The 20,611-nt window shown below is 64.5% G+C and carries 23 protein-coding genes; 10 read left to right on the top strand and 13 right to left on the bottom strand.

What is annotated here, in order from left to right:
* The first annotated feature begins 89 nt into the window (after nt 1–89).
* From ACSQ27_RS16620 to ACSQ27_RS16590, 7 genes are all read left to right on the top strand, one after another.
* On the top strand, nt 90–554 hold the full coding sequence (locus ACSQ27_RS16620; RefSeq protein ID WP_436156605.1) for a DUF962 domain-containing protein: 465 nt from the start codon (nt 90–92) through the stop codon (nt 552–554).
* An 83-nt stretch (nt 555–637) separates the two neighbouring features.
* On the top strand, nt 638–928 hold the full coding sequence (locus ACSQ27_RS16615; RefSeq protein ID WP_436156604.1) for a hypothetical protein: 291 nt from the start codon (nt 638–640) through the stop codon (nt 926–928).
* Between the two features lie 255 nt (nt 929–1,183).
* Nucleotides 1,184–1,930: a GntR family transcriptional regulator gene (locus ACSQ27_RS16610; RefSeq protein ID WP_436156603.1), complete on the top strand. Its 747-nt coding sequence runs from the start codon at nt 1,184–1,186 to the stop codon at nt 1,928–1,930.
* A gap of 78 nt (nt 1,931–2,008) precedes the next feature.
* A complete protein-coding gene (locus ACSQ27_RS16605; protein WP_436156602.1) occupies nt 2,009–2,980 on the top strand; it encodes a Bug family tripartite tricarboxylate transporter substrate binding protein in 972 nt (323 codons plus the stop codon).
* Between the two features lie 101 nt (nt 2,981–3,081).
* Complete coding sequence (locus ACSQ27_RS16600; protein ID WP_436156601.1) at nt 3,082–4,458, top strand: MmgE/PrpD family protein; 1,377 nt, start codon at nt 3,082–3,084, stop codon at nt 4,456–4,458.
* Nucleotides 4,459–4,796: 338 nt separating this feature from the next.
* Entirely contained in the window at nt 4,797–5,732 is a 936-nt protein-coding gene (gene rpoH / locus ACSQ27_RS16595) for an RNA polymerase sigma factor RpoH (protein WP_436156763.1), read from the top strand.
* Nucleotides 5,733–5,931: 199 nt separating this feature from the next.
* Nucleotides 5,932–7,731 (top strand): diguanylate cyclase, encoded by a 1,800-nt coding sequence (locus ACSQ27_RS16590; RefSeq protein WP_436156600.1) that lies wholly within the window; start codon nt 5,932–5,934, stop codon nt 7,729–7,731.
* An 18-nt stretch (nt 7,732–7,749) separates the two neighbouring features.
* Here ACSQ27_RS16590 and ACSQ27_RS16585 read toward each other — a convergent pair whose 3' ends face one another.
* Genes ACSQ27_RS16585 through ACSQ27_RS16565 form a run of 5 tightly spaced genes read right to left on the bottom strand, consistent with a single transcriptional unit; the run spans nt 7,750 to nt 11,957 of the window.
* A complete protein-coding gene (locus ACSQ27_RS16585; protein WP_436156599.1) occupies nt 7,750–8,379 on the bottom strand; it encodes an SCO family protein in 630 nt (209 codons plus the stop codon).
* 6 nt (nt 8,380–8,385) lie between these two features.
* Nucleotides 8,386–9,306, bottom strand: a complete 921-nt coding sequence (gene cyoE / locus ACSQ27_RS16580; RefSeq protein WP_436156598.1) for a heme o synthase — start codon at nt 9,304–9,306, stop codon at nt 8,386–8,388.
* Nucleotides 9,307–9,315: 9 nt separating this feature from the next.
* Nucleotides 9,316–10,455: a COX15/CtaA family protein gene (locus tag ACSQ27_RS16575; RefSeq protein WP_436156597.1), complete on the bottom strand. Its 1,140-nt coding sequence runs from the start codon at nt 10,453–10,455 to the stop codon at nt 9,316–9,318.
* A gap of 39 nt (nt 10,456–10,494) precedes the next feature.
* Entirely contained in the window at nt 10,495–11,199 is a 705-nt protein-coding gene (locus ACSQ27_RS16570; RefSeq protein ID WP_436156596.1) for a hypothetical protein, read from the bottom strand.
* On the bottom strand, nt 11,196–11,957 hold the full coding sequence (locus tag ACSQ27_RS16565; RefSeq protein WP_436156595.1) for an SURF1 family protein: 762 nt from the start codon (nt 11,955–11,957) through the stop codon (nt 11,196–11,198). The genes ACSQ27_RS16570 and ACSQ27_RS16565 overlap by 4 nt, the downstream gene beginning before the upstream one ends.
* A gap of 18 nt (nt 11,958–11,975) precedes the next feature.
* Between ACSQ27_RS16565 and ACSQ27_RS16560 the strand changes: the two genes are divergently transcribed.
* Nucleotides 11,976–12,206, top strand: coding sequence for a twin transmembrane helix small protein (locus tag ACSQ27_RS16560; protein WP_436156594.1), 231 nt, complete (start codon nt 11,976–11,978; stop codon nt 12,204–12,206).
* A 351-nt stretch (nt 12,207–12,557) separates the two neighbouring features.
* On the opposite strand, the gene ACSQ27_RS16555 is transcribed toward ACSQ27_RS16560, so the two are convergent.
* The 8 genes from ACSQ27_RS16555 to ACSQ27_RS16520 form a co-directional block, all read right to left on the bottom strand.
* On the bottom strand, nt 12,558–13,475 hold the full coding sequence (locus tag ACSQ27_RS16555; RefSeq protein WP_436156593.1) for a cytochrome c oxidase subunit 3: 918 nt from the start codon (nt 13,473–13,475) through the stop codon (nt 12,558–12,560).
* 77 nt (nt 13,476–13,552) lie between these two features.
* Entirely contained in the window at nt 13,553–13,765 is a 213-nt protein-coding gene (locus tag ACSQ27_RS16550) for a DUF2970 domain-containing protein (protein WP_436156592.1), read from the bottom strand.
* The gene (locus tag ACSQ27_RS16545) at nt 13,762–14,364 is read right to left on the bottom strand and encodes a cytochrome c oxidase assembly protein (protein WP_436156591.1); all 603 of its coding nucleotides are present in this window, start codon (nt 14,362–14,364) and stop codon (nt 13,762–13,764) included. The genes ACSQ27_RS16550 and ACSQ27_RS16545 overlap by 4 nt, the downstream gene beginning before the upstream one ends.
* Nucleotides 14,365–14,385: 21 nt before the next feature.
* On the bottom strand, nt 14,386–14,499 hold the full coding sequence (locus ACSQ27_RS16540; RefSeq protein WP_436156590.1) for a cytochrome oxidase small assembly protein: 114 nt from the start codon (nt 14,497–14,499) through the stop codon (nt 14,386–14,388).
* A 24-nt stretch (nt 14,500–14,523) separates the two neighbouring features.
* Nucleotides 14,524–16,161, bottom strand: a complete 1,638-nt coding sequence (gene ctaD, locus ACSQ27_RS16535; RefSeq protein ID WP_436156589.1) for a cytochrome c oxidase subunit I — start codon at nt 16,159–16,161, stop codon at nt 14,524–14,526.
* A 104-nt stretch (nt 16,162–16,265) separates the two neighbouring features.
* Nucleotides 16,266–17,444 (bottom strand): cytochrome c oxidase subunit II, encoded by a 1,179-nt coding sequence (coxB, locus tag ACSQ27_RS16530; RefSeq protein ID WP_436156762.1) that lies wholly within the window; start codon nt 17,442–17,444, stop codon nt 16,266–16,268.
* A 137-nt stretch (nt 17,445–17,581) separates the two neighbouring features.
* A complete protein-coding gene (locus ACSQ27_RS16525) occupies nt 17,582–18,082 on the bottom strand; it encodes a DUF2244 domain-containing protein (protein ID WP_436156588.1) in 501 nt (166 codons plus the stop codon).
* 188 nt (nt 18,083–18,270) lie between these two features.
* Entirely contained in the window at nt 18,271–19,173 is a 903-nt protein-coding gene (locus ACSQ27_RS16520; RefSeq protein ID WP_436156587.1) for a methyltransferase domain-containing protein, read from the bottom strand.
* A gap of 59 nt (nt 19,174–19,232) precedes the next feature.
* Between ACSQ27_RS16520 and ACSQ27_RS16515 the strand changes: the two genes are divergently transcribed.
* A complete protein-coding gene (locus ACSQ27_RS16515) occupies nt 19,233–20,009 on the top strand; it encodes a ComF family protein (RefSeq protein WP_436156586.1) in 777 nt (258 codons plus the stop codon).
* A gap of 30 nt (nt 20,010–20,039) precedes the next feature.
* Nucleotides 20,040–20,516 carry a tRNA (cytidine(34)-2'-O)-methyltransferase gene (locus ACSQ27_RS16510; protein ID WP_436156585.1) on the top strand — a complete coding sequence of 159 codons (477 nt, stop codon included), beginning with the start codon at nt 20,040–20,042 and terminating at the stop codon, nt 20,514–20,516.
* Nucleotides 20,517–20,611 lie beyond the last annotated feature (95 nt).

The following is a 20,611-nucleotide window of genomic DNA, read 5'->3' as shown; positions in this document are numbered from 1 at the left end:
CCTGCGTTACCTTGTGTAAAACGCCGCTCCGGTTCTTGCGGCCTGGCGGAAAATCCGCCCATAGGCAATCCCCGTCACTGGAGACAACCATGAACGACATAGCGGACATCCCTGATGCCGTTGCCGAACCACGCAAGGTCGACCAACTGCTGGCGCACTACGGCGAAAGCCACCAGAACCCGCGCAACGAACTGATCCACTTCATCGCCATCCCGCTCATCATGCTGAGCCTGGTCGGCATGCTGTTTGCGCTGCATCCCTATGTGGCCTATGCCTTTGTCGCGGCCAGCATGGTCTACTACGCGCGCCTGTCCGCGGTGTTTTTTGCGAGCATGGCGTTGTGGTCGGTGGTGTTCCTGGCAGTGATATTCGCCATGGGCCCGCTGGTGCTGCCGATCTGCATCGCCATTTTTGTCGGCGCCTGGATTTTGCAGTTCATCGGCCACAAGATCGAAGGCAAGAAGCCCTCGTTCTTTGAAGACATCCAGTATCTGTGGGTCGGCCCGCTGTTTGTGCTGAGCAAGCTGTTTGTCAAGCTGGGCATTCGCTGGTGATTCATCCGGCATGGCTCCCCAGCTTGAAATAGCGCCTCCTGGCTCCATGTGGGAGGTTTAAACCTTTTAACGGGTGCTCCGCTTTGATCAGCAAAATTTTGCGTTTTTTCCTCAAACTGGTGCTGGGCCTGTTTGCGGCGGTGTTCGCCGTCAGCCTGCTGGTCGCCGCGCTGATCGTCGTTGCGCTGAGCCTGCTGAAGTCCTTGCTTACCGGCCGCAAGCCGGCGCCTGCCATGGTGTTCGGCCGCTTCCAGCGCTACTCGCCCCAGGGTATGTGGCCGGGCGGTGCCGGCCGTGACGCCAACGCGCCGCGCGCTGGCGACGTGGTGGACGTCGAGGTGCGTGAAGTGCGCGAGGACAAGCGCCTGCCCTGAGCGCCGCGCGAGGCCCAGTTCCAGGGCGTCCGCTTTTCCCCCTATTGCTCCACCAGTTCCACGCGACGATTCTTCGCGCGGCCGGCTTTATTCGCGTTGCTGGCCACGGGAGCGATGTGGGCCGTACCGCGCGATCGGCCGCATGGCCTCAATAGTGACCCGCATCAATCCCGAATAAAAAACCCTTCGCCACCTGTTTTTCGGCCAATTTACTGGCAAAATCCATTTTCGTATACGAAATAACGGATGCCAACCATGACCCCCACGCTCCCCTGGCTGACGGAATCGCCCGCCGGGCATTTCGACACCGTGCGCGACATCCCGCTGTCCAAGCTGGTCCGCGACGACATGCTGGCGCTGATCCTCAAGGGCGTCCTGGTGCCGGGCCAGCGCATCAATGAGCCGGACGTGGCCAGCCGCCTGCAGGTTTCGCGGGTGCCGGTGCGCGAAGCGCTGCGCGAGCTCGAAAGCTCGGGCCTGGTGATTTCGCGCAAGCATTCGGGCGTGTTTGTGCGCCAGCTGGATGCGGCCGAAGTACGCGACCTCTACCAGATGCGCGGCCTGCTGGACGGCTTTGCCGGGCGCTGCGCCGCACGCCTGCCGGATGCGCAGCGCGAAACACTGCTCACCGTGCTCGAAACCTCGGTCAACGCCATGCAGCAAGCCGCCGCGCAGCATGAGGTGCAGCGCTACTACTCGGAAAACCTGCTTTTTCACTGGGCCATCGTCGAGGCCGCCGGCAACCGCCAGCTCTCGGAAACCTACCGCGGCATCGTGCAGAAGCTGCACCTGTCGCGGCTGAAAAACCTGTCGCAGGACGTCGGCATGAAAGCCTCGATCGCCGAACACCTGGACATCGTGCAAGCACTGCGGGACGCCGACGCCGAACGCTGCGAAACGCTGATGTCGCACCACGTGGGCGATGCCTACCAACGGCTGCAAAAAGCCGGCCTTCCCAAACCCGCCGCGGCAGGGGCCGCCGGATCCGTGACACCCGAATAGCGGACAGCCAGGCGCCCAGACCGGTTCAAGCCGGCGAAGCCTGACTGCCCTTCCCTCATCAACCCTGGAGACAAAACCATGAAACGACGCACCCTGCTGCATGCGGCACCGGCCCTTATTTACGCCCCCGGACTGGCATTGGCCCAGCCCGCTTATCCCAGCAAGCCCATCCGCTACATCGTGCCGGTGGCGGCCGGCGGCGGCAGCGACCTGGTCGGGCGCACCATCACCGAACGCTGGGGCAAGGTGCTCAACCAGAGTTTCATCGTCGACAACCAGGGCGGCGGCGGCGGCGTGATCGCCTGCCAGGCCACGGCGCGCGCCGCGCCCGACGGCTACACGCTGATGCAGGGCTACGTCGCCACGCACGGCACCAGCCCGGCCACGCGCAAGCTGCCTTACGACCCGATCAAGGACTTCACGCCCATAGGCATGATTGGCGCGACCCCGAATGTGCTGGTGGTCAACGCCAGCCTGCCCGTCAAGAACGTCAAGGAACTCATCGAGTACCTCAAGAAGAATCCCGGCAAGGTGAGCTACGGCTCGGCCGGCCCCGGATCGCTGACCCACCTGACGGCCGAGCTGTTCAAGCAGGCCACCGGCTCCTTCATGGTGCACATCCCCTACCGCGGCATCGCGCCGGCGATTACCGACCTGATAGGCGGGCAGACCCAGGTGATGTTCCCGGGGCTGGCCGCCGCGCTGCCCCACCTCAAGGGCGAACGCATGCGCGCGCTGGCCGTGACCGGGCGCAAGCGCCACCCGGTGCTCAAGGATGTGCCGACCATGGAGGAATCCGGCTTCAAGGGCTTTGATGCCATCCAGTGGTACGGCGTGGTCGGCCCGGCCAAAATGCCCGAAGCCGTCGTGAAGACACTGAGTTCGTCGCTGGCGCAGGTGCTGGCGCAGCCCGACATGAAGGGCAAACTCTCCTCCGAAGCCATCGAGCTGGTGCAGATGTCGCCCGAGTTCTTCGGCACCTTCATGCAGATCGATATCGCTCGCTGGACCAAGCTCGCCAAGGAAAGGAATATCCAGCTCGAGAGTTAACGTTTTCCTTCCCGCGCCCGCGCCACCCTCCCGCGGCGCGGGCAGCCTATCCCGGCATTCACCCCTATTCGCAGGATCCCCTGCTGCTTCAGAAGAAACCTATGGCCCGCAATACCCAGGTCGCCGCCGACCACAACGCCCCGCCCGTCACGCAAATCCTCGCGCAGTTCGTCGCCACCCATCCGTCGCGCGGCTGGAGCGACGCGGTTGACCATGAGGCGCATCGCACCTTCATGAACTGGCTGGGCTGCGCCGTGGGCGCGGCCGGGCATGAAGCGGCCGACGCGGCACTGGCCGCGGTCCGGATGCTGCAGCCCGCGGCGCAAGCCAGCGTGCTGGGCCGGCGGGAGAAGGTTGACATGGCGAGCGCGGCGCTGGTCAACGGCATCACCTCGCACACCTTCGACTTCGACGACACCCACCTCAAGACCATCATCCACCCGGCCGGCCCCGTGGCTTCCGCCGTGCTGGCGCTGGCCGAGCACACCGGTGCCTCCGGCCGCGACCTGATCGACGCGCTGGTGATCGGCATCGACGTGGCCTGCCGCGTCGGCAACGCCATGTACCCGGAACACTATGACCGCGGCTGGCACATCACCGGCTCCACCGGCACCCTGGGCGCCGCCGCGGCCTGCGCCCGCCTGCTCAAGCTCGACGTGCAGAAGACCGCCATGGCGCTGGGCATCGCCGCCTCGCAGCCGGTCGGCATGCGCGAGCAGTTCGGCACCATGACCAAGCCCTTTCACCCGGGCGCCGCCGCGCGCGCCGGCCTGATGTCGGCGCTACTGGCCAGCCAGGGCTATACCGCCAGCCCGAAAGCGCTGGAAGCGCCGCGCGGCATGATGCAGACCGTCTCGACCAAAAACGACTGGAATGAAATCACCGGCGAACTGGGCCAGCGTTTTGAAATCTCTTTCAACAGCTACAAGCCTTTTGCCTGCGGCATCGTGATCCACCCCAGCATCGACGCCTGCGCCCAGCTGCGCGCCCAGGGCGTGACGCCGGAACAGATAGAGCGCATCGAGCTCAAGGTGCATTCGCTGGTACTGGAGCTGACCGGCAAGAAGGAACCCGCCGACGGCCTGCAGGCCAAGTTCAGCGTCTACCACGGCTGCGCCGCGGGCCTGACTTTCGGCCGCGCCGCCGAGGAAGAATTCTCCGACGAGATCGTCAACCGTGCCGACATGGTCGCGCTGCGCCGCAAGGTCGTCGCCACGGTGGACGACTCCATCGACGAAGCCAGCGCCGACGTGACGGCGGTCCTGAAGGACGGCCGCCGCGTGCATGTGTTTGTCGAGCACGCCATCGGCTCGCTGCAAAACCCCATGACCGACGCCATGCTGGCAGCCAAGTTCCACGGCCTGTCGGACGCCATTCTGGGCGCCGGGCAGGCCGGCGAGCTGATCGAGGCCTGCTGGGCCGTGGGCCAGGCCGCCAATGTGTCGGCCATCACCGCGCTGGCGGCACCGAAGGGCTGATCCGGTCGGCCCGATTCGGGCTTAAAAACCTCTCCTCCACCCAAATTGGGCAATTTCGCTATTGAAAAAATAGCGGAATTGCCCATTTTTGTGTCATCGGCGTTTGTCTGGCTCGACCGGCACACCCAAGGATTACCAGCGTTTACACCCCGGAAACCAAAGCCCACGAACCAAAACCGTCTCCTTTGGTCATACTGCAGACCAAGGGTTACTACTTATTAGCCTTGCGCTATCCGAGTCATTGAACCTATTGCTTAGCACTCGCTCCAACAGAGTGCTAATATTTAGCACTAGAGAAAAGGAGTTCTGCAGTGTCATATGCTCTTTCCCCCCAATCGCTGACCGCTGCCGTGGCCGTGCCCCAGACGGGCGCCGTCGCAGCCGTCAACCCTTGGTCGCTGGTTCCCCCGCTGGGCAACCTGGACGCTTACATTTCCGCCGTCAACCGCCTGCCCATGCTCACCTTGGAGCAGGAGCAGGAATTTGCCAAAAACCTCAAGGAAAACAACGATCTTGACTCGGCCGGTAAGTTGGTGCTCTCTCACTTGCGCCTGGTGGTGTCGATTTCGCGCAAATACCTGGGTTATGGCCTGCCCCACGGCGACCTGATCCAGGAAGGCAACATCGGCCTGATGAAGGCCGTCAAGCGCTTCGATCCGGACCAGAACGTGCGCCTGGTGAGCTACGCCATGCACTGGATCAAGGCCGAGATTCATGAGTACATCCTGAAAAACTGGCGCATGGTCAAGGTCGCCACGACCAAGGCCCAGCGCAAGCTGTTTTTCAACCTGCGCTCCATGAAGCAGGGTTTCAAGGACGACGCCGACGTGGCGACGCACCGCGACACGCTGACCGAAGGCCAGATCGATTCCATGGCGAAGACGCTGAACGTCAAGCGCGAGGAAGTCATCGAGATGGAGCAGCGCATGTCGGGCGGCGACGTGCTGCTGGACCCGAGCCCCGGCGACGACGGTGAAGACGCTTTCGGCCCGATTGCCTACCTGGCCGACGCGACGCAGGAACCGACCGCCTTGATGGAATCGCGCCAGCGCGACAACCTGGCCTCGGACGGCATCACGGCCGCGCTGGAAGAACTGGATCCGCGCGCCCGGCGCATCGTGGAAGAGCGCTGGCTCAAGGTGAACGACGACGGTTCAGGCGGCATGACGCTGCATGACCTGGCCGCCGAGTACAAGGTCAGCGCCGAGCGCATTCGCCAGATCGAAGTCGCCGCGATGAAGAAGATGAAAAAAGTGCTTGCGGCCTACGCATAAGCGAAGACGCATAAAGCGGGGCCCGCCCGCTTTCACCAAGCCCGCACCCTCCACAGTGCGGGCTTTTTTGTGGGCGCATTCCGCCTCACCTGGTCTGCCGCCATAAATTGCCGTTGCGCATGCGCACTACTTCACGCGCGCACGGGAGGCCGGCGAAAATTTAAAACTTTTTGCCCGCGCGCGGCCGCACAATGAATTTGTGCTGATCTATCACGCGCTCACCGGCAAGCCCGGACGCTTTCAGCAGTTCGTGCGCGCCCTTCTCTGCGGCAATGGCATCAGGGGAGTGCTGGCAATGTGCCTGCTGGCTTGCGTCATGCCGGGATGGGCACAGCAAGGCGCCGACGCGCGGCTTCCGGTGCTACAGCTCAACGCACCCGACGGCCATATTCCCCTGGCTGAGCACAGCCAGTTCTGGATCGATACGACCGGCCAGGCTGTGCTGGAACAGGTGGAGGCCTGGGAGTACGACCTGCCGTTCGAGATGCGTCCAGCCGGCCATACCGTCATGCTGGAAGGCCAGGTGATGTGGCTGCGCTTTAACGCCATGCAGCCGGACTTGTCGCAGCGCTGGGCGCTGGAGGTGAGCAGCGCCGGCGTCGACCGCGTGAGCCTGCACTACCGTGACGCCGCTGGAAACTGGGTCGAACAAGCGGCCGGCGACAAAATCCCGGTGAGCCAGTGGCCGCGCCCAGACCGCTTTCCGGTCTTCGATCTGGACACCGAGCAGACCCGGCCGGTCACCTATTTCATCCGCATAGAGCAGGCGCGCAGGCCGTTTTCAGCGCCGCTCTTTATTTACAAGCACCCTGCCTTGCTGGCGCAGCGCATGCAGGAACAATTCCTGCTGGGCGCCTACTTCGGCCTCGCGCTGCTGATGTCCCTGGTGGCCGTCGCCAATGCCGTGGCGTTCAGGGACAGGAGTTTCGCGGCGTATGCCGTCTACATCTCCGCGCTGGCGGCCGCGCAAGCCGCGCTGCTGGGCGTAAGCGGGCAATACCTCTGGCCGGACTCACCGACATGGAACGACCTTTCGGCCTTCCTGCTGCCGGTGCTGGCCACCTGCAGCGGCCTCTGGTTTGCCCGTGTGGTGACTCGCCCGCGCCAGTTCTCGGCTGTGCTGGACTGGTTGTCGCTCAGGCTGATCACCGTGCTGGCACTGCTGACACTGCTGGACACCATGTTCCCGGCACGCGCGGGCTTCATCGCCGTCACGGCCCTCATCGTCACGGCCTTGGTGCTGATCTGCGTGATGGTGTTCATCGCGTGGCGAAGCGGAGACCCCACCATGCGCTGGATCGCGCTGGGCTTTGTGCCGGTCGCGGTCGTGGTGCCCTTCCCCATCCTGCGCGACCTGGGCCTGATCCCGATCAGCTTCCTCACCCAGTACGGTCTCACCCTGGGCGCTGCGCTGGAAACACCGCTGCTGTTTTACGGCTTGTTGCGGCGGGCCGCGCAGCGCCGCGAAGCCCGGGCGCGCGCCGCGGCTTTGGCGCAGGTCGAGCCGCTGACCGGCCTGAGCAACCTGCACACCTTCGAGGCGCGGCTGCAGGAGGCGCTGCTGCGCTCCAGCCGCTACCGGCACCGCAGTGCACTGCTGATGATTGACCTCTCCAACCACGGCTGGTTCGCCAAAGAGCACGGGCGGCAGATCGCCGACTATGCGCTGGTGCTGACGGGCTCCTGCCTGCGCAAGCTGGCGCGCGACATCGACATCGCGGCGCGCGTCGGCGACAGTGAATTTTCCCTGCTGATCGAAGGCCCCGTGAGCGCCGCGCAGGCCGTGGCCGCGGCCACGCAACTGGTGGCGCACGCGCTGCAGCCGTCCGACTTGCTGCCGGTGGGCTCGCACCTGAAACTGCATGTGGCGATTGCCATGGTGCCGGACGCGCATTGCGGCGCACAGCCGGATGCCGCGCTGCACCTGGCTTATATGCTCAACTCCCTGCGGGAGATGCCGGCCAATACGCGCAAGTCCATCAAGACGGTGAACTTTTAAGCCGGCCGCTCAAGCCGCTCAGGAATTCTTCAGCAGCAGGCGAATGTCGGATGCCAGCGCTTCCGCGCCGCTGCCGTAGCGGTTGTAAAGGCGTATGCGGCCCTTGCCGTCGAAGACGTAGCTGCCCGCGGAATGGTCCATGGTGTAGCTGCCGGGGGTTTTGCCGTCGACCTTTTTGTAATAGACCTTGAAGTCCTTGGCGACCTCGGGCAGCTGGGCCATGGTGGGCCGCAGCGCCAGAAAAGCCGGGTCGAAATTGCCCATATAGGCTTTGAGCAGTTCAGGCGTGTCGCGCTCCGGGTCGACGGTGATGAAGATGGCCTGCAGCTTGTCGCCGTCGGCGCCCAGCAGCTTCTTGACCTGGGCCAGCTCGGCCATGGAGGTCGGGCAGACGTCGGGGCACTGCGTGAAGCCGAAGAACACCACCACCACCTTGCCGGGGAAATCCTTCAGCGTGCGCACCTGGCCGTTATGGTCGGCCAGCGTGAAGCCCTGGGCGTAGTCGGCGCCGGTCAGGTCTATGCTTTTGAACTGCGGCTTGTCGGGCGCACAAGCGGCCAGCAGGCCGGCCGTGGCGGCAAGCGCCGCGGCGCCGGCCAGGGTTTTGACGGCGCTGCGGCGCGTGGACAAGGTGCTTGGGGTTTTCATGCGGTATCAGACAAGGTAGTGGTCCAGCAGCAGGGCCGCGAACAAGACCGAAAGATGGATCAGTGAAAAACGGAAAGTCTTGCGCGCCAGCGCATCGGAATAATTGCGCCACAGGCGCCAGCCGTACCAGCTGAAACCTATGCTCAGCGCCACGGCGGCCACCAGGTAGAGCCAGCCGCTCATTTTGAAGATGAAGGGCATCAGGCAGGCGGGAAACAGCACCAGCGTGTACAAAAACACCTGCAGGCGCGTGAACTCGTTGCCATGCGTGACGGGCAGCATGGGCAGGCCGGACTTGCGGTAGTCCTCGACGCGGTAGAGCGCCAGCGCCCAGAAGTGCGGTGGCGTCCACAGGAAGATGATCAGGAAGAGGATCAGCGCCTCGGGGCCGACCGAACCCGTCATCGCGGCCCAGCCCAGCACCGGCGGCATGGCGCCCGAGGCGCCGCCAATCACGATGTTCTGCGGCGTCATGGGCTTGAGGATCACGGTGTAGACCACCGCGTAACCGATGAAGGTGGCAAAGGTCAGCCACATGGTGAGCGGGTTCACCCACACATACAGGATCCAGGAGCCCAGCGCGCACAGCCCCGCTGAAAAGGACAGCGTGAGCGGATTGCTGAGTTCGCCCTTGGCCGTGGGGCGCCAGGCGGTGCGGCGCATGCGCGCGTCGATCTGCTGCTCGACCAGGCAATTGAAGGCCGCGGCCGCGCCCGCGACCAGCCAGATGCCGGCACAGGCGACCAGCGCGAGCCGCACGTCGGACCAGCCGGGCACGCCGGGAACGGCCAGCACCATGCCGATCAGCGCGCAGAACACGATGAGCTGCACCACGCGCGGTTTGGTCAGCGCGTAGAACTGCGCGAACTTCGACGGAGCGTGGGGCGTGGCGGAAGCCGGGGCGGCGGACGGGGTGCTGGGGTTCATGGGGAGTCGCTAGGCATTCAATTTTGACGCATGTGGCGCAGGGGACCGGCTGCGGCCGGAAAAGACCACGCCGCTGAGCACAATCACCAGGGCCGCGGCGCCGCCGGTGTGCGACACCGCCGCGAGCAGGGGCCAGCCCAGAACCGCATTGCTGATGCCCGTGACGGCTTGCAGCACGACGAGCCCGGCCAGCCAGCGTGCGGGCATGCGAAAGGCCGGGACACGGTGCAGGAAGAAGGCCAGCGCCAGGAACACGGCAAACACGAGGTAAGCCGCGAGGCGGTGCACATAGTGGATGGCAGTGAGTGCCTGGAAGCTGATGTTGGCGCCGTCATGGCCCGCGCCCAGTTCACGCCACAGCGTGAAACCCTGGCGGAAGTCCATGGCCGGCCACAGCGAGCCCTGGCACGCCGGAAAGTCGGTGCACGCCAGCACCGCGTAGTTGGTGCTGACCCAGCCGCCCAGGGCGATCTGGATCCAGAGCAGCGCAAAAGCCGCCACGACGGCACGCCACAGGCCGGTGGAAAGAGCGGTGGCGTTTGCACCCTGCGCCTGCGCCTGCGCATACCGCACAGCCTGCGCGCGCAGCAGTGCCAGCAACACCAGGCCGCCCAGCAGGTGCAGCGTGACGATGGCGGGGAACAGCTTCATGGTGACGGTCAGCGCGCCAAACGAGCCCTGCAAACACACCCACACCAAGGTGACGGAGGGCCACCACGGTGACACGGCTATGCGCTTGCGCTCCAGCCAGCTGGTCACGGTGAGCGTGAGGATCAGCACCCCGACGCCGGTGGCCAGGTAGCGGTGGATCATTTCGATCCAGGCCTTGGAATGCGTGACAGGCCCGGTCGGCATGGCGGACTGCGCGGCCTCGATATGCACCTGGGCACCTACCGGGCTGGCGCTGCCGTAGCAACCGGGCCAGTCGGGGCAACCCAGGCCCGAATCGGTGAGCCGGGTGAAGGCGCCGAAGATCACCAGGTCAAAGGTGAGGAATAGCGTGACCAGCGTCAACACCCGCAGGCGCTGCGCCACCGGCGCGTTCTTGTTGTGCACCCACACCCAGGCCAGCGGCCCGAGCGCAACCGCCAGGCCCATGATCATCAGGCGCAGGGCGGGGCTGAGGTCGTAGAGTGCGGCGCTTGACATGATGATGCGGGATTTAGACGTTGAGCCGGCTTTGCAGGCTCAACGACCTTCCTTGTCCCAGCTGCTGGAGGCGCGCAGCAGCCGCTCCAGGTCACGCTTGGCCTTGGCCGCTGCGGCGGCATCCATGTCCGCCGGGAAACGCATCATCCAGTTGCCGATCGGGTCGACCAGGTAGAGGTGGTCTTCCAGGCGCTGGCCCGCGGCGGGCTCCAGCCACTTCGCGAGTTCGGCCGGCGCCACGCGCAGCACGGCCGACGAAGCCAGCGCCGGCAGCAAGGCATCGCGCACGGGTGCCTCGTCGGCCACCAGCCAGACGCGGTCCAGGCGTTCTTTTTCCTTGCCCAGCGACTCGCGCAGCTGGCGCTGGAAATACAGGTTCTGCTCGCAGCGCGTGTCGCAGGCGCCACCGGCCACGCTGATCAGCAGCCACTGGTCCTTGAGCGCCGTCAGCGTGCCGCTGCGGCCGTCGAGCGCGCGCGTGGCCAGCGGCGGCAGGGGCCGCTGCGGGTCGATCAGTTCGCCGAAGTTGCGACGGCCTTCGGGCCGGACCACGTAGTAGGTGAAATAGGAGGCGACCACCGGTGAGGCGCATACCAGCAGCACGGCCAGCATCTTCCAGCGGCCGGCGACGGTGCTCGGCGCGCGCGTGGCGGACTGGTCCGGCACGGGCATGGTGTGCACGGTCAGGCCCAGAGGCTGGTCCTGCAGGGCGGGCTTGGGGGAGGTGTCAGGCGTAGTGGTCACGGCAGTTGATCGCGGCTTTTTGGGCGGCGTGATGAAGTACGGGCACGAAAGGGAAGAACCAGCTGAAACCAGCCATAGAGGATGAACACCAGGGCGCAGAGGCCGAACCACTGGAAGGCATAGCCGTAATGCTTGTCCACGCCGAGATTGGGCGGCGCCCATTCGCGCAACAGGCCTTCGCCCGCGGCGCCGGTCTGCAGCAGCGAAACCTCCAGCAGCGGCAGGCCGGTTTGCGACCGGTAGGCAGGCAAGTCGAGATTTTGCCGTATCCGGCCGGTCTCTATGCCCTGGAACTCATAAAGCTTGGAGGGCGGCGGGGCAATGCGGCCCTCCACTGTGACGGTGCCCGCAGGCGTCGCCACCTCGGGCAGGCGGGTGCGGTCGGCGAAATTGCGCGGCACCCAGCCGCGTTGCACCACGATGGCCTGGGTCGTGCCTTCCAGCACCAGCGGCGTGAGCACCCAGAAACCCGTCTTGCCGCTCATGGGCCGGTTGTCGAGATAAACGGTGTGTTCCGCCCGCCAGACACCCTTGAGCACGGCCGGCCGGTGGATATCGTCGGTGACGTTTTTGGCCGCGAGCAGCGATTGCGCATCCAGCGCGGGGAGCCGGCCCTTGGACTCGATGGCGGCCTGCAAGGCCTCCTTTTGCGCGGCGCGGCGCAGCTGCCATTGGCCAAGCGAAAACGTGGTGCCTGCCACCAGCACGGCGGCCGCGGTCAGCAGCCAGAAGCGCGGAGAGTGCAAAGCCGGTGTCATGCGCCGATAATCCTGTTCATGACTTACCTTGTTGCACTGGCGTTTATCGCCATCTTCGCCAGCCTGGCTTCCGCGCTTTTTTTCATGCTCAAAGGCGGCAAGGACCCCGAAGGCAGCAAACGCAAAACCAGCAACATGGCGCGCGCCTTGGCGTTCCGTATCGGGTTTTCGGTCTTGCTGTTCATCTGCATTCTGATCGCCTGGAAGTTGGGTTACATCCAGCCCACCGGGATCCCGGTAGGCAAATAAGTGCCACTTCAAGTGACGAAATAAAGAACAAAGGCCGCATTGAGCGGCCTTTGGTTGAGCGGCCGTAGCCGCAATGGTTCCAAAGAACCTGTTCACGACCTAAACGGGGCCGCGTTGGGGTGCAATCGGGATGAGTGGGCCGACCGGGCACGCCGCATGGGCTAATGCCCATGCAAGGGCTCGGGTGGCTCAATCGCCCGATTTCACCCCAACCCGGAGGGCAAGTGCCTTCTCGGGCGGTCTGCGGCGTTGCGGCGCTAGCCCATAGCTGCACTATGGGCGTCGCACCGCGCCTTGCATCCCATCCCGAGAAGGCGCTTGCGCGGCCCCGTTTAGGCCGTGAACAGGTTCTTACAGCCAGTACACCAGGATGTACAGGCCCAGCCACACCACGTCCACGAAGTGCCAGTACCAGGCGGCGCCTTCAAAACCGAAATGCTTTTCAGGCGTGAAGTGGCCTTTTTGCAGACGCAAGGTGATGAACAGCAGCATCAGCATGCCGACGAACACGTGGAAACCGTGAAAACCGGTGAGCATGAAGAAGGTCGAGCCGTAGACGCCGGAAGACAGCTTCAGGTTCATCTCGTGGTAGGCGTGGAAGTATTCATAGCCCTGCACGAACAGGAAGACCACACCGAGTATCACCGTGGCCCACATGAAGCCGATGGTACGGGCACGCTTGCCTTCGATCAGCGCGTGGTGGGCGATGGTGATGGTGACGCCGGAGCTCAGCAGCAGCGCCGTGTTGACCGTCGGCAGGGAGCCCATGATGCTGGCCCAGATGCCGCCGCCAATCATCAGCGGCTTCATCGCGGTGAAAGGCTCGATGATGTCGGCGGGCGAAGCGGTTACACCGGCGGCGAGGCTGGGCCAGACGGCTTTGAAGTCCGGCCAGAGCAGCGCGTTCTCGAGGCTGCCCAGCGCGGGCAGCGAGTGCGCGCGGGCCCACCACAGGGCGGTGAAGAAGGCGCCGAAGAACATCACTTCCGAGAAGATGAACCAGCTCATGCTCCAGCGGAAGGACATGTCGATCTTGCGGCCGTACATGCCGCTTTCGCTTTCGCCGATGGATTGGCTGAACCAGCGGTACAGCGTCACCAGCCACCACACCATGCCGAAGGCCAGCGACCATTGGCCCCAGTCGTGGCCGTTGATCCATTGGCTGGCACCGAGAATGACAAAGAACAGGCCGATAGACGCCATCACCGGGTGGCTCGATGGGCTGGGGACGAAATAGTGGGGGGTTGACCCGTGGGTTGCTGATGACATCGCTCGACTCCTGTTTTTCTCTCGAATTTCCAATAATCTCTTAACTCACACCGTGATGGGCTGCGGGTGCCGCAGCCTCAGCGCGCGACCATCCACTTGGCCAGCAGCACCAGGACGGTGACAAACACCACCACGGCGATCAACCCGACCACAATGATGTGGAGGGGATTCAAATTCTTCACGTCTTCTTCGTAATCGCCGCGCGCGCGCAATCCCACAAAGGACCAGGCCACGGCCTTGACCGTGCGCCAGAAAGAGGGTTTTTTGGCGGGTGCGGCAGCCATGCTCATGCGCCTGCCTGCTTTTCAGGCACCACGGCGGCGGTCGGCGTGACCGGCGCGGCGGGCGTCTTGCCGCCGACTTCAAAGAAGGTGTAGGACAGCGTGATGGTGCTCACGTCTTTCGACAATTTCGGGTCGATGACAAAGGCCACCGGCCACTGCTTTTTCTCGCCGGGCGCCAGGGTGTACTGGCTGAAGCAGAAGCATTCCAGCTTGTTGAAATGCGCGCCGGCCTGTGCCGGGGCGTAGCTGGGAATGGCTTGGGCCGACATGGTCCGGTTCTGCACGTTCTGGAATTCGTACATCACCGTGGTCAGCTCGCCCGGGTGCACCTGCAGCGTGTTTTTCGCGGGCTTGAAATGCCAGGGACCGCGCGAGTTCGCGTCGAACTCGACCGTGATGGTGCGGGTCAGGTCCACCTGGGTATTGGCCGGCTGGCTGGACGTCGCTCCGGGAATCTGGCGGTCGGAAAGGGCCAGCACGTTAATGCCGGTCATCTCGCAGATCGCCTTGTAAATGGGCACCAGCGCGTAACCGAAGGCAAACATGCCGAGCACGATCACGCCCAGCTTGCCCATCATGTTGAAGTTTTCGCGCTTGAGCCGCATCACAGTGGTACCGGTTTTGGCTCAGCGGCCCAGAAAAATCATCTTGGCCATGAAGCCCAGAAAAAAGACGATCGCGACCGAAGCCAGTATCAGGGCCAGCCTCAGGTTGCTCTTCTTTTGTTCAGGTGTCGTCATGGCTGTTTACCGATGGGATTCGAATCAGCCGATCACGCGGGTTGCCGAGGCATCCAGCTTGGGCGGGGTTTCATAGGTGTGGAAAGGCGCGGGGGATGGGACTTCCCATTCCAGGCCTTCGGCGCCCTTGCCGCCTGCTTCGTCGAGCCAGGGGTTCTGCTTGGCCGGTGCACCCTTGCCGCGCATCGTGGGCACCACGATGAACAGGAAGAAATAGAGCTGCGCGAAGCCGAAGAAGAAAGCGCCCACGCTGGCCACGGCGTTGAAGTCGGCGAACTGCATCGGGTAGTCGGCATAGCGGCGCGGCATGCCGGCCAGGCCCAGGAAGTGCATCGGGAAGAAGGTCACGTTGAAGGAAATCAGCGACCACCAGAAGTGGATCTTGCCGCGGGTTTCGTTGTACATGACGCCGGTCCATTTGGGCGACCAGTAGTAGTAGCCGGCGAACAGGGCGTAGAGCGAGCCGGCCACCAGCACGTAGTGGAAGTGGGCCACGACGTAATACGTGTCCTGCAGCTGCGTGTCGATAGGCGCGACCGACAGGATCACGCCGGTCAGGCCGCCGATGGTGAACACGAAGATGAAGCCCACCGCGAACAGCATGGGGGTTTCAAAGGTCATGGAACCGCGCCACATGGTGGCGATCCAGTTGAACACCTTCACGCCCGTGGGCACGGCGATCAGCATGGTGGAGTACATGAAGAACAGCTGGCCCGTGACCGGCATGCCGGTGGTGAACATGTGGTGTGCCCACACGACGAAGCTCAGGATGGCGATAGAGCCGGTGGCGTACACCATGGAGGCGTAGCCGAACAGGCGCTTGCGCGAGAAGGCGGGAATGATCTGGCTGATGATGCCGAAGGCCGGCAAGATCATGATGTAGACCTCGGGGTGGCCGAAGAACCAGAAGATGTGTTGGTACATCACCGGGTCGCCGCCGCCGGCGGGGTTGAAGAAGCTGGTGCCGAAGTGGCGGTCGGTCAGCGTCATGGTGATGGCGCCTGCCAGCACCGGCATCACGGCGATCAGCAGGTAGGCGGTGATCAGCCAGGTCCAGCAGAACATCGGCATCTTCATCAGCGTCATGCCGGGAGCGCGCATGTTCAGGATGGTGACGATGATGTTGATCGAGCCCATGATGGACGAGGCGCCCAGGATGTGCATCGCAAAAATACCGGCGTCCATGGACGGGCCCATCTGCAGCGTGAGCGGCGCGTAGAGCGTCCAGCCCGCGGCGGGCGCGCCGCCGGGCATGAAGAAGGAGCCGCCCAGCATCAGGCCGGCGGGAATCATCAGCCAGAAGCTGAAGTTGTTCATGCGGGCGAAGGCCATGTCGGCCGCGCCGATCTGCAGCGGGATCATCCAGTTCGCGAAGCCCACGAAGGCCGGCATGATGGCGCCGAACACCATGATCAGGCCGTGCATGGTGGTGAGCTGGTTGAACAGCTCGGGATTGACCAGTTGCAGGCCGGGCTGGAACAGCTCGGCGCGGATCATCAGCGCCAGCACGCCGCCGAACATCAACATGAAGAAGCTGAACAGCAGGTAAAGCGTTCCGATGTCTTTGTGGTTGGTCGCGAAGACCCAACGGCGCCAGCCCACGGGGGCGTGGTCGTGGTGGTCGTCGTGCGCGTGGTCGTGATGGTCTAGAACTGCACTCATCTTGGCTTCCTTTGGTGGCTTTTTTGGCCTGTAGCTTTATCTTGGCGGCCGGCGCACATATGAATATGGCGCCGGCGAATTCTGGTCGTGGGGGGCGGATCGGCTTACTTGCGGGCAGCCTGCACTTCGGCGGGCTGGACGATCTGGCCGGTCTGGTTGGACCAGTTGTTCTTGGAGTAGCTGATCACGGCGGCGATGTCGGTGTCGCTGAGCGCCTTCCAGGAAGGCATGCCGCCCGGGCCGCCCTTGCCATTCAGCACGATTTCGATCTGCTTGCCGTGGTCGGCATCCAGCACGATGGGCGAGGCGTCCAGCGGCTTGATGGGGCCGGCGCCTTTGCCGCTGGGCAGGTGGCAGCTGGCGCAATTGGCGTTGTAGACTTTTTCGCCGCGGGCCTTGAGGTCGCCCAGGGTCCAGACCTTGGAAGGATCATCGGCCTTGGCGGCGGCTTCCTTGGCCTTGACGGCAACCCAGGCGGTGTAGTCGGCGGCGGACACGACCTTCACGTGGATGGGCATGTAGGCGTGTTCCTTGCCGCAGAGCTCCTGGCACTGGCCGTAGTAGTCGCCTGGTTTCTCGGCGCGGAACCATGTGTCGCGCACGAAGCCGGGAATCGCATCCTGCTTGATGCCGAAGGCCGGCACCGCGAAGGCGTGGATCACGTCGCTGGCGGTGGTGATGATGCGGATTTTCTTGTTGACGGGAACGACCAGCGGGTTGTCGACCTTGAGCAGGTAGTTGTCGGGAGCTTCGCCGGCCTTGGGGCCGCCGTTGTTGGACATTTCGCGGTGGGTGTTGTCCAGCGTGGAGACGAAGCCGATGCCTTCGCCTTCGCCCTTGATGTAGTCATAGCCCCATTTCCACTGGATGCCGGTGGCCTTGATGGTGAGGTCGGCGGCGGTGGTGTCCTTCTGGGCGACCAGCACCTTGGTGGCCGGCAGGGCCATGGCGATCACGATGATGAAGGGAACGATGGTCCAGGCGATTTCAACGGCGGTGGACTCGTGGAAGTTGGCCGACTTGTGGCCCACCGACTTGCGGTGCTTCAGGATGGAATAGAACATCACACCGAACACCGCCACGAAGATCACGAGGCAGATGGCCATCATGAACCAGTGCAGCCACTGCTGCTCTGCGGCGATCTTGGTCACGGCCGGGTGCAGATTCAGCTGGTTGACGGCCGGGCCACCGTCCAGGTCCTTGACGGCGTAAGCGGCGGTGCTGACCCAGGCGGCCGCAGATACCAGAATTGCGCCTGCATGCTGCATGCCAAGCCGTGTCATTTTGCTCATGGTGTTGCTTACGTTCATCGTGATCACTTTTTCTGCTTCAATTACCGACCAAATTAACCGGCTGATTATAAAGTTAGCGGCGGGTCCCCCCGCCGCACCTGAACTGACGCGAGACTTTCAGCGCCTCTTCAACCGCCCCGCAACGCCATCCGGATCTCGCGGGCCAGGGCCGGGCGCAGTTCAGGCCGCACATGCCGCCCCACCTGCACCGACCGCCCCTGCCCCGACACTTCGATCAGCGAGCCGTCTCCATCCGTGGGCTCGATTCGCACCCATTCGCGGTTGAACTCCGCGCGCTCGGTGCGCCCCGCCGTCTCCAGTTCCACCACCAGCTGCCCGCCTTCGAGGACGATTTTTTCACCGTCCCCCGCATGGCGGGCATACACCACAAAAGCCGCGCCCACCGCGAGCAACTCGGCCCAGGCAAAAGGCATCACCATGGTGGCGCCCTGGGCCCAGAAGAATGCCGCGATGCCCAGCGAAACGCCGCACAGCGACACGTACAGCCACCCCAGTTGGGCCGGGGTGAGTGAACAGTGACGCTTGAGAAGCCACAGCACAGCATCGTGGCTGTGGGTGCCCTGCGCGGGCAGGGTGGCAAAACGAAACGCTGGCGTTGGCTGCAGCATGCGGCAACCCCCCAAAAAAACAACAGTCCATGCCGGGCATGGGCCGCATGAGGCTTGGGAACATCCCCAAAATTCTGTTGTGAATTGTAGCCGGTTTGCCCTGCCGCTCCCCTGAAAAAGCCCCTGAACCGGCGCTCGCGGCAGGCGCTATGGGCGCCCGCGCAACAGCCCGGGCCCGAAGCAAGTTCTCAGGCGCCGGGCCGCCCGCCCTGCAGCATGCTGCGCATGTCGGCGACCGACACCGCGCTGAGCGCGCTGACCTTGACCTTGGGCGGTGCCTTCAGCGCGTGGCCGTAAATGACTTCGAAGGTCAGCGACAGGCGCCCGTCCTCGCCTTTGGCGAGATGGCGGCCCAGTGCGTCTTCAAGCCGCGCCCTCCAGGCACGCCCGCGCAGGGCCGGAAAGCGCGCAGGGTGGAAGTTGCGGCCCAGCTCGGCAAGGTCCTGCAGCAGCCGCGCGGGTGTCGCGTAAGTCAATGTGATGCGCTCCATGTCCATCACCGGTTCGGCAAAACCGGTCTGCACCAGCATGTCGCCCCAGTCGTGCATGTCGGTCAGTTCATGGCCCGCGGGCGGCCAGCCCAGTTGCGCATAGACCTCGCGCAGCTCCTTCGCGGTGTCGGGGCCCAGGCAGGAAAACATCAGGAAGCCGTTGACCTTGAGCGCCCGGTGCCATTGGGCCAGCAAGGCCTGCGGGTCGGCCGATTCATGCAGCGCCATGTTGGCCCACAGCATGTCGGCACTGCCGGCCGGCGGCGCTTCGAAGCGCACCGGGGCGGCCGTCCAGCGCCGCGGCGTCCACCAGGGGGCCACGATGTGCTTCATCGCCTCCTGCTGGCGCCCTGGCCCGTTTTCCAGCACGAAGGCCGTCGCACCCGGGTAGGTTTTCGCCAGTTGCGCATGGGCCTGCAGCCCGCCGCGCAGCGCGCCCCAATGCACCCAGGCCTGCGGCTGCAGCTTGATCCACTGCAGCCGGTCCATCATGCGGCGCGCCACTTCCTCATGCAGCCACGGCGAGGCCAAAGGCGCGCTGCGCTCCCAGCGGCTCACGGCAATCGGGTCCAGCGTGGGCGGGCGTTCGGTGGGGGTCATGGAGGAAGGCAAAGGAAGAGAACGTGTATCGCTGAAAAGTACGCGAGTATATTGACACGGTGTTCACCCGCCTGCTTGCGTCCCCCGCATTCCTCTCACCCCTTTCCGGCTTTGCCTCCGGAATCGCCAGCCAGTGCGCGGTCTGCCGCAGCTGGCCCGCGCGGCAGGTGTGCGCGCCTTGTGTGGCCCGTTTTGCACCGCCGGCACAGCGCTGCATTTGCTGCGCGCTGGCCTTGCCGGCCGATCTTTCCGGCGGGCTTCGATGCGGCCCGCCGCTGTGCGGCGCCTGCGCCATCGAAGCGCCCCCGCTGGACCGCGCCTTCGCCGGCGTGGCCTATGCCTATCCCTGGTCCACGCTGGTTGCCGGCTACAAGTTCGGTGAACGGCATGGCTGGGCCGGCTTTTTTGCGGCGCTGCTGCTGCAGTCGCCCGGCCTTGCCCAGGTGTTTGGCGAACTGGGGCCCGACGACTGGCTGCTTCCGATACCGCTGTCGGCGGAACGCCTGCAGTCACGCGGCTTCAACCAGGCCTGGGAGCTGTGCGCCGCGCTGGCCCGGCAGACACAGACATCCGCCCGCCCCGACGCCCGGCTGCTGCTGCGCGTCAGGCACACCCGCCCGCAAAGCCTGCTCAAGCGCCCGGAGCGGCTGGCCAATGTCAAAGGCGCCTTCCAGGTCGACCCGCTGCGCGCGGCGGAACTGCGCGGCCGGCGCGTGGTGCTGGTGGACGACGTGATGACCAGCGGCGCTTCGCTGTACACCGCCGCGCAGGTTTTGCGGGATGCGGGCGCTGCGCACATCACGGCCGTGGTGCTTGCACGAACGGCGCCCGCCTAGAATCCCGGGCTCCCTTCACCGGTCTCCCGCATGTTCAATATCGTTCTGGTCGAACCCGAAATCCCGCCCAACACCGGCAATGTGATCCGGCTGGCGGCCAATACCGGCTGCCGGCTGCACCTGGTGGAGCCGCTGGGCTTTTCGATGGACGACAAGCACATGCGCCGCGCCGGGCTGGATTACCACGAGTACGCGCAGCTGCTGCGCCATGCGAACTGGCAGGCCATGCTCGAAAGTGAGCAACCACCCGCAGACCGCCTGTTTGCCATGACCACCCGGGGGTCGGGCAGCATTTATGACATGCGCTTCCTCCCCGGCGACTGGCTGGTGTTTGGCGCAGAAACCCGCGGCCTGGCGCCGGAGTTGCGGGAGTCCTTTGCCCCCACCCAGCGCCTCAAAGTGCCCATGCGGCCCGGCCAGCGCAGCCTGAACCTGTCCAACAGCGTGGCCGTCACGGTGTTCGAGGCCTGGCGGCAGAACGGTTTTGGCGGCGCGGCGCAAGGCTGACGACCGGCTGACGGCCTACCCGCCGTCCATCTGAGGGCGGCCCAAATGCCTTGCCAGAAAGTAGGTGAAAACCCTATGATCGATCCTTCGACTTT

Origin of the sequence: Polaromonas sp. LjRoot131 (assembly GCF_964252805.1) — a bacterium.
Lineage (GTDB): Bacteria > Pseudomonadota > Gammaproteobacteria > Burkholderiales > Burkholderiaceae_C > Polaromonas.
Note: the sequence above shows the minus strand (reverse complement) of the source record. Positions and strands in the feature narration are given on the sequence as shown.

Excerpts from the sequence above, each read along its gene's own strand:
- ACSQ27_RS16620 (WP_436156605.1), top strand. The coding sequence starts at position 90 with ATGAACGACATAGCGGACATCCCTGATGCCGTTGCCGAACCACGCAAG.
- ACSQ27_RS16610 (WP_436156603.1), top strand. The coding sequence starts at position 1,184 with ATGACCCCCACGCTCCCCTGGCTGACGGAATCGCCCGCCGGGCATTTC.
- ACSQ27_RS16605 (WP_436156602.1), top strand. The coding sequence starts at position 2,009 with ATGAAACGACGCACCCTGCTGCATGCGGCACCGGCCCTTATTTACGCC.
- ACSQ27_RS16600 (WP_436156601.1), top strand. The coding sequence starts at position 3,082 with ATGGCCCGCAATACCCAGGTCGCCGCCGACCACAACGCCCCGCCCGTC.
- ACSQ27_RS16585 (WP_436156599.1), bottom strand. The coding sequence starts at position 8,379 with ATGAAAACCCCAAGCACCTTGTCCACGCGCCGCAGCGCCGTCAAAACC.
- cyoE (WP_436156598.1), bottom strand. The coding sequence starts at position 9,306 with ATGAACCCCAGCACCCCGTCCGCCGCCCCGGCTTCCGCCACGCCCCAC.
- ACSQ27_RS16575 (WP_436156597.1), bottom strand. The coding sequence starts at position 10,455 with ATGTCAAGCGCCGCACTCTACGACCTCAGCCCCGCCCTGCGCCTGATG.
- ACSQ27_RS16565 (WP_436156595.1), bottom strand. The coding sequence starts at position 11,957 with ATGACACCGGCTTTGCACTCTCCGCGCTTCTGGCTGCTGACCGCGGCC.
- ACSQ27_RS16560 (WP_436156594.1), top strand. The coding sequence starts at position 11,976 with ATGACTTACCTTGTTGCACTGGCGTTTATCGCCATCTTCGCCAGCCTG.
- ACSQ27_RS16555 (WP_436156593.1), bottom strand. The coding sequence starts at position 13,475 with ATGTCATCAGCAACCCACGGGTCAACCCCCCACTATTTCGTCCCCAGC.
- ACSQ27_RS16550 (WP_436156592.1), bottom strand. The coding sequence starts at position 13,765 with ATGAGCATGGCTGCCGCACCCGCCAAAAAACCCTCTTTCTGGCGCACG.
- ACSQ27_RS16545 (WP_436156591.1), bottom strand. The coding sequence starts at position 14,364 with ATGCGGCTCAAGCGCGAAAACTTCAACATGATGGGCAAGCTGGGCGTG.
- ACSQ27_RS16540 (WP_436156590.1), bottom strand. The coding sequence starts at position 14,499 with ATGACGACACCTGAACAAAAGAAGAGCAACCTGAGGCTGGCCCTGATA.
- ctaD (WP_436156589.1), bottom strand. The coding sequence starts at position 16,161 with ATGAGTGCAGTTCTAGACCATCACGACCACGCGCACGACGACCACCAC.
- coxB (WP_436156762.1), bottom strand. The coding sequence starts at position 17,444 with ATGACACGGCTTGGCATGCAGCATGCAGGCGCAATTCTGGTATCTGCG.
- ACSQ27_RS16525 (WP_436156588.1), bottom strand. The coding sequence starts at position 18,082 with ATGCTGCAGCCAACGCCAGCGTTTCGTTTTGCCACCCTGCCCGCGCAG.
- ACSQ27_RS16520 (WP_436156587.1), bottom strand. The coding sequence starts at position 19,173 with ATGACCCCCACCGAACGCCCGCCCACGCTGGACCCGATTGCCGTGAGC.
- ACSQ27_RS16510 (WP_436156585.1), top strand. The coding sequence starts at position 20,040 with ATGTTCAATATCGTTCTGGTCGAACCCGAAATCCCGCCCAACACCGGC.